General features: G+C 42.2%; 4 protein-coding genes. 3 read left to right on the top strand and 1 reads right to left on the bottom strand.

The annotated features are described in order from the left end of the window. Nucleotides 1-83 precede the first annotated feature (83 nt). Nucleotides 84-2,783: a DNA gyrase subunit A gene (gene gyrA / locus AB4135_RS19210; protein ID WP_371995044.1), complete on the bottom strand. Its 2,700-nt coding sequence runs from the start codon at nt 2,781-2,783 to the stop codon at nt 84-86. A gap of 291 nt (nt 2,784-3,074) precedes the next feature. Between gyrA and ubiG the strand changes: the two genes are divergently transcribed. The 3 genes from ubiG (at nt 3,075) to nrdA (ending at nt 7,163) form a co-directional block, all read left to right on the top strand. Next, on the top strand, nt 3,075-3,785 hold the full coding sequence (gene ubiG, locus AB4135_RS19205) for a bifunctional 2-polyprenyl-6-hydroxyphenol methylase/3-demethylubiquinol 3-O-methyltransferase UbiG (protein WP_371995043.1): 711 nt from the start codon (nt 3,075-3,077) through the stop codon (nt 3,783-3,785). After that, the gene (locus tag AB4135_RS19200; protein ID WP_371995042.1) at nt 3,778-4,473 is read left to right on the top strand and encodes an HAD family hydrolase; all 696 of its coding nucleotides are present in this window, start codon (nt 3,778-3,780) and stop codon (nt 4,471-4,473) included. Before ubiG ends, AB4135_RS19200 begins: the two co-directional genes overlap by 8 nt. 401 nt (nt 4,474-4,874) lie before the next feature. Continuing rightward, the gene (nrdA, locus tag AB4135_RS19195) at nt 4,875-7,163 is read left to right on the top strand and encodes a class 1a ribonucleoside-diphosphate reductase subunit alpha (protein ID WP_220738516.1); all 2,289 of its coding nucleotides are present in this window, start codon (nt 4,875-4,877) and stop codon (nt 7,161-7,163) included. Nucleotides 7,164-7,226: the final 63 nt, after the last annotated feature.

Here is a 7,226-nt window from a genome sequence, read left to right as displayed (position 1 = left end):
TTAATGGAATTGGTATTACTCCTGACTAAAACAAAAAAGGATGCCAATGGCATCCTTTTTTAGTTGATAGTTAGTTAAACTAACTAGTCTTCAGACTCAGTTGATTCTGTTGATTCAGAACCTTCTGCATCAGAAGCTACTTCTGTAGTCTCCTCGCTGACGATGGGGTTACCCTCTTCATCCAGTTCAACTTCGTCATCCTGTATCTCATCAATACGCTGCAGACCTACTACTTTTTCATCTTCAGCGGTACGGATAATAGTAACGCCTTGAGTGTTACGACCAATACTTGATACGCCTGTTGCAGGAGTACGAACTAAGGTACCTTTGTCGCTGATCAGCATGATCTCGTCATTCTCACCAACTTGAACTGCACCTACAACTGCACCGTTACGTTCGCTTACTTTGATAGAAACAACACCCTTTGTACCACGGCTCTTAGCTGGGTACTCAGATAGTGCAGTTCGTTTACCATAACCATTTTCGGTTACCGTCAAGATTGCGCCATCTTCTTTAGGCACAATTAGCGATACCACGGCTTGGCCATCTTCAAGCTTAATACCACGAACACCGGTAGCGGTACGACCCATCGCACGCAGTGCGATCACCTCTTCACCGGTTTCTGGATCAATCTTCACTTCGCCAGTTTCTGCATTACGTGCTTTTTCGTTAAAGCGAACTACTTTACCTTCGTTAGAGAACAACATGATATCGTCATTACCATCGGTAATATCAACACCAATCAGTTGGTCACCATCTTTCAAGTTAACAGCAATAATGCCGTTAGCACGAGGGTTGCTGTAGGCTGTTAACGCTGTTTTCTTAACGGTTCCGTGAGAGGTTGCCATGATGATATATTTATCGTCGGCATATTCACGTACAGGTAGAATAGCAGTAATACGCTCGCCTTCAGAAAGCGGTAATAAGTTTACAATTGGACGTCCACGAGCAGTACGACTTGCAAGTGGCAATTGGTAAACTTTCAGCCAATACATTTTACCGAAGTCAGAGAAACACAAAATAGTGTCGTGGGTATTTGCTACCAATAGTTTCTCGACGAAATCTTCATCTTTAACTTTAGTTGCTGCTTTACCCTTACCACCACGGCGCTGCGCTTGGTAATCTGTAAGCGCTTGATATTTTGCATAGCCAAGATGAGAAAGTGTAACTACCACGTCCTCTTCGTTGATGAGATCTTCAAGACTCATATCAACTTCATTAGCATTGATAACTGTGCGACGTTCATCGCCAAAGTTTTCTAGTACTTCATGTAGCTCTTCAGTAATCACTTCCATCAAACGTTGTGGGCTGCTTAAGATAAGTAGCAACGCCGCGATGATTTCAAGCAACTCTTCATACTCAGCAATGATCTTGTCGTGCTCAAGGCCAGTTAGACGGTGTAAGCGAAGCTCTAGAATTGCTTGAGCTTGCTGTTCTGTCAGGAAGTACTTGTCATCACGGATACCAAATTCTGGCTCTAACCACTCAGGACGCGCGGCATCATCGCCTGCTTTCTCAAGCATGCCTTTAACATGGCCAAGCTCCCAACCTTGTGCCACAAGCTTAACTTTAGCTTCAGCTGGCGTTGGCGATGCTTTAATGAGCGCAATGATAGGGTCAATGTTTGCTAGTGCTACTGCAAGCGCTTCCAAAATATGGGCGCGTTCACGGGCTTTACGTAGTTCAAATACGGTACGACGCGTAACGACTTCACGACGATGAAGAATAAAGCACTCAAGCATCTCTTTAAGGTTAAATAGTTTTGGTTGACCGTTAGTCAACGCAACCATATTGATACCAAAAGAGCATTGCATTTGTGTTTGAGCGTATAAGTTGTTGAGTACAACCTCGCCGACTTCACCACGTTTGATCTCAATAACAATACGCATACCGTCTTTATCAGACTCATCGCGTAGGCCACTGATCCCTTCGATCTTTTTATCTTTAACTAGCTCAGCCATCTTCTCGATAAGGCGGGCTTTGTTAACTTGATATGGAATTTCGTGAACAATAATACGTTCGCGACCATTCTCTTCTTCAATTTCAGCTTTAGCACGCATAACTGCGCGGCCACGGCCAGTCTTATAAGCATCAATAATGCCCTTGCGACCATTAACGATAGCTGCTGTTGGGAAGTCAGGTCCTGGAATATGTTCCATTAACTGTTCGATTGATAACGCAGGATCTTCAATAAGCGCTAAACAACCGGCAATGACTTCACTCAAATTATGAGGTGGGATGTTTGTTGCCATACCAACCGCGATACCTGAAGAACCATTAACTAGTAATGTCGGTATGCGTGTTGGTAAAACAGCAGGTATAAACTCAGTACCATCATAGTTAGGTACAAAGTCAACCGTCTCTTTTTCAAGATCGGCTAGTAATTGATGCGCGACTTTGTCCATACGGATTTCGGTATAACGCATTGCAGCTGCTGCATCACCATCAACAGAACCAAAGTTTCCTTGGCCGTCGATAAGCGGGTATCTCATAGAGAATGGCTGTGCTAAACGAACGATCGTGTCGTAAACCGCGGTGTCACCATGTGGGTGATACTTACCGATTACGTCACCGACCACACGAGCCGATTTCTTATATGGTTTGTTCCAGTCGTTTTTCAATTCGTTCATGGCGAATAAAACGCGACGGTGAACAGGCTTTAAGCCATCACGAACATCGGGCAGTGCCCGGCCTACGATTACACTCATAGCGTAATCGAGGTAAGAATTCTTTAATTCGTCTTCAATATTAATTGGTGTTATAGATGAAGCCAGATCAGTCATAAACTGCTCGATCCCCTGAAATTTAGCACGCTATTCTCACTGTTAAGAATGGCCGTGCTTGAAAACGTGATTTGGCATTCTAACACAGTTATTTGATGGCGCTAGACCCAATACTGTATTCATTTTAAATAAGCGGTAAAAGCCAATACTATTGATTAAAATCAAGGCATAAGTGCATTTAATCACCACTTTCAATTAATCCTTTAAAAGCCAGTGATATCCGCTTTGTTTATTGCTACTAATCATTATAATGAGCACAAAAGATGATTTAATCGATTCGGGGTACAAACTGTGCAAAACAATGATAATGTCGATCTTGAAGAGATTGCAAAATTTGAAAAAATGGCTGCAACCTGGTGGGACCCAAACGGTGAGTTCAAACCGCTGCATAACCTCAACCCTCTTCGTCTTAACTATATTGATCAAACTGCCGGTGGCATTTTTGGTAAGAATGTACTCGATGTTGGCTGTGGTGGTGGCATTTTGTCCGAAAGCATGGCGCGCATTGGCGCAAATGTAACCGGTCTTGATATGGGAGAAGAACCGCTTGATGTTGCTCGTTTGCACGCATTAGAAACTGGCGTTTCAATAAACTATATTAAAAATACCGCCGAAAACCATCGTGATGAACACCGACAACAATATGATGTCATCACCTGTATGGAAATGCTTGAGCATGTGCCTGATCCAAGCTCAGTCATCCAAGCATGTGCCGATATGGTTAAACCTGGCGGCTATGTATTTTTCTCCACCATTAATAGAAACATTCGAGCCTACGTAGAAACTATTTTAGGTGCCGAATATTTATTAAAAATGCTACCGGTCGGCACCCATGATCACAATAAGTTTATCAGACCTTCGGAACTCATTGGCCTAGCCGATAGTGCCGAGCTCATCTGCATCGATGCAGTAGGTATTACCTACAACCCTATTACCGATGTGTTTAAGTACACAAAAAGTTTAGAAGTCAATTATATGATAGCAACGACTAAAAATGACTGATTGTCACTTAACAGACAAGCGCCTCGCCATTAAAGGGGTGCTTTTTGATCTTGATGGCACATTAGCCGACACTGCACCAGATATGATTGAGGCACTCAACATTAGCCTTGCACAGTTCGGTTTTGCTGCAGTTACTAGCAGTGAGCTTCGTTATCAAGCGTCACATGGTAGTTTAGCTTTAGTGCAAACAGCATTGCCAGAGCAAAACGAAACTATGCATGCTCAAGTACAATCAGCTCTGTTAGCCAACTATCCCCAAGTAAACGGTAAGCATTGTCAGCTTTTCGCTGGCTTGGATGCTTTTTTAAACTTACTGTCTGAACAAAACATTCCATTTGGGGTTGTCACTAATAAACCTGCTAGGTTTACCCGTCCACTGATGATTAAAATGGGTTTTGAAAAATTAATGCCAACAATCATTAGTGGTGATAGTACTTTGCATTCAAAACCTCATACTGCGCCAATGCTGCTTGCTGCGCAACAATTGTCCGTTAGCCCTGATCAGATCCTCTATCTTGGTGATGCTGAGCGAGATATGCAGGCCGCTAAGGCCTGCGGTATGTATGCAGGACTCGCAGAATGGGGGTATATTGGACCCAGTGATGTAATAACGGAGTGGCCAAGCGACATCAGTTTTATAGATCCAGACGATCTTAGCAAATGGCTTAAAAATCATCTCAACATATAAGCATTCGATCTAGATTGTAAAAGATGAAGATCGCTAAAGGATCCTGCGATCTTCAACAAGTTTTTTGGCTGGCTAAATATTCATCTTCAACGGAGAACTCAAATCAAAACAAGCTTCAAGGGTTAGCTATTACTAACCCTAATAATTATCCTCAAGATATCCACAACTTGTACCCACAATTCATACTTGCAAAAATCCAATAACCTCACTATCTTGTACCTTAGAAATTTTAAAACACCATATATTGTGTGTGAGTGACAATCGTAGACACTAGTTAGTAGGTTGTGTCAACAGATTGGATGCCACTGTTTTACAGTTTTATTTGGATTGTTTACAGGGAAACGTACAGTGCGCCTAAAGTAGGTCACTTTCATAAATATAAGAACCAAGGTTTATCTTTAATGAATAGCAATATGACAGTCACAAAACGTAGTGGCGAACGTGAAACCATTGATCTTGACAAGATCCATCGAGTTATTGAATGGGCAGCTAAAGGACTGACAAATGTGTCAGTCTCCGAAGTTGAATTACGTTCTCACCTACAGTTTTTCGAAGGGATCCCGACAGAGGCTATTCACGAGACTATCATTAAAGCAGCTGCTGACTTAATCTCGCCAGAAGCGCCTGATTACCAATTTTTAGCAGCTAGACTTGCCATTTTCCATTTACGTAAAAAAGCATTTGGACAGTTTGAACCGCCAAAACTGTTCGACCATGTTGTAAAGCTCATTGAATTAGGTAAATACGACGCCCATATACTGGAAGATTACAGCCGCGAAGAGATAGATATCTTAGGCGGTTATATCGATCACTGGCGCGATATGAACTTTTCTTATGCTGCCGTTAAGCAGTTAGAAGGTAAGTATTTAGTTCAGAACCGTGTCACTCATGAAATTTATGAAAGCGCACAGTTCCTTTATATCTTGGTTGCGGCATGTTTATTCGCGAAATATCCAAAAGAGACTCGCCTTAAATACATAAAAGATTTTTACGATGCGACTTCTACGTTTAAGATTTCGCTTCCTACACCGATTATGGCCGGCGTTCGCACCCCTACTCGTCAATTTAGCTCATGTGTATTAATTGAGTGCGGCGACAGCTTAGATTCAATTAACGCCACATCATCTTCTATCGTTAAATATGTGTCGCAGCGAGCAGGGATCGGCGTTAATGCAGGTCGTATTCGTGCATTAGGTAGCCCTATTCGTGGTGGTGAAGCATTCCATACAGGTTGCTTACCTTTCTATAAGTACTTCCAAACGGCAGTAAAATCTTGTTCGCAAGGCGGCGTTCGTGGCGGTGCAGCGACCCTGTTCTACCCGATCTGGCATTTAGAAGTTGAATCACTACTTGTACTAAAGAACAACCGTGGTGTTGATGATAACCGTATTCGTCATTTAGATTATGGCGTGCAAATCAATAAGTTGATGTATCAACGTATGATCCAAGGTGGCATGATTAGCTTATTCAGCCCATCTGACGTACCAGGTATGTATGACGCATTCTTTGAAGATCAAGATGAATTTGAACGTCTTTATTTAAAGTATGAAGCTGACGAAAGTATTCGTAAGCAACAAATCAAAGCTGTCGAGCTGTTTTCATTAATGATGCAAGAACGTGCGTCAACGGGTCGTATCTACATACAGAATGTCGATCACTGTAACACTCACAGCCCATTTGATTCTAAAGTCGCTCCAGTTCGTCAGTCAAACTTGTGTTTAGAGATTGCGTTACCAACTAAGCCACTAAATAACATTAATGATCCTGATGGTGAAATTGCCCTTTGTACACTTTCAGCGTTAAACCTAGGCGCAATTAAAAATCTAGAGGAGCTTGAGCCTTTAGCGGATCTAGCAGTACGAGCACTGGATAACTTACTAGATTATCAAGATTATCCAATCATCTCTGCTGAGAAAGCATCGATGAATCGTCGTACCTTAGGTATTGGAGTCATTAACTTTGCCAATTACCTTGCTAAAGAAGGTGTACGTTATTCTGACGGCTCAGCGAACAGTATTACCCATAAAACGTTTGAGGCGATTCAGTATTATTTGTTGAAAGCTTCAAACAATTTAGCAAAAGAGCAAGGCGCGTGTCCTTCGTTCCACGAAACGACATACTCTAAAGGTATTTTGCCAATTGATACCTATAAGCGTGATCTTGATAAGATCTGTGATGAGCCATTACATATGGACTGGGAATCACTGCGCGAGGAGATTAAAACACATGGGCTACGTAATTCTACGCTTTCAGCATTGATGCCGTCTGAGACTTCATCTCAAATCTCTAACGCAACCAATGGTATCGAACCACCACGCGGTTTAATCAGCGTTAAGGCAAGTAAAGATGGTCAACTTAAACAAGTTGTTCCTGATTTTGATAAGTATCAGTACAGCTATGAGCTCCTATGGCAAATGCCGAACAATGACGGCTACATTCAGTTAGTTGGCTTGATGCAAAAGTTTGTTGATCAATCAATTTCGGCTAACACAAATTACGATCCGGGCCGTTTCCCAGATGGTAAGGTACCGATGAAGGTTCTGCTAAAGGATCTATTGACCGCATACAAATATGGTGTGAAAACACTTTACTATCACAATACTCGTGATGGAGCTTCAGATAGTCATGACGATATCACTGCCATCGAAGTAGAAGATGACAGTTGCGCTGGTGGCGCATGTAAGATCTAATCCAGCGGATTTTATCACTCGTATTTAAACGTTAATTAAAGGGGGTTATGCCCCCATTATCGG

The organism is Shewanella sp. 10N.286.54.B9, from assembly GCF_041468565.1.
In the GTDB taxonomy this organism is placed as follows: Bacteria; Pseudomonadota; Gammaproteobacteria; order Enterobacterales; family Shewanellaceae; genus Shewanella.
The sequence above is the reverse complement of the archived record's forward strand: the minus strand, read 5'-3'. Positions and strand labels throughout refer to the sequence as shown.

Coding starts and splice junctions, on each gene's coding strand:
- gyrA (WP_371995044.1), bottom strand. CDS start 2,783: ATGACTGATCTGGCTTCATCTATAACACCAATTAATATTGAAGACGAA.
- AB4135_RS19200 (WP_371995042.1), top strand. CDS start 3,778: ATGACTGATTGTCACTTAACAGACAAGCGCCTCGCCATTAAAGGGGTG.
- nrdA (WP_220738516.1), top strand. CDS start 4,875: ATGAATAGCAATATGACAGTCACAAAACGTAGTGGCGAACGTGAAACC.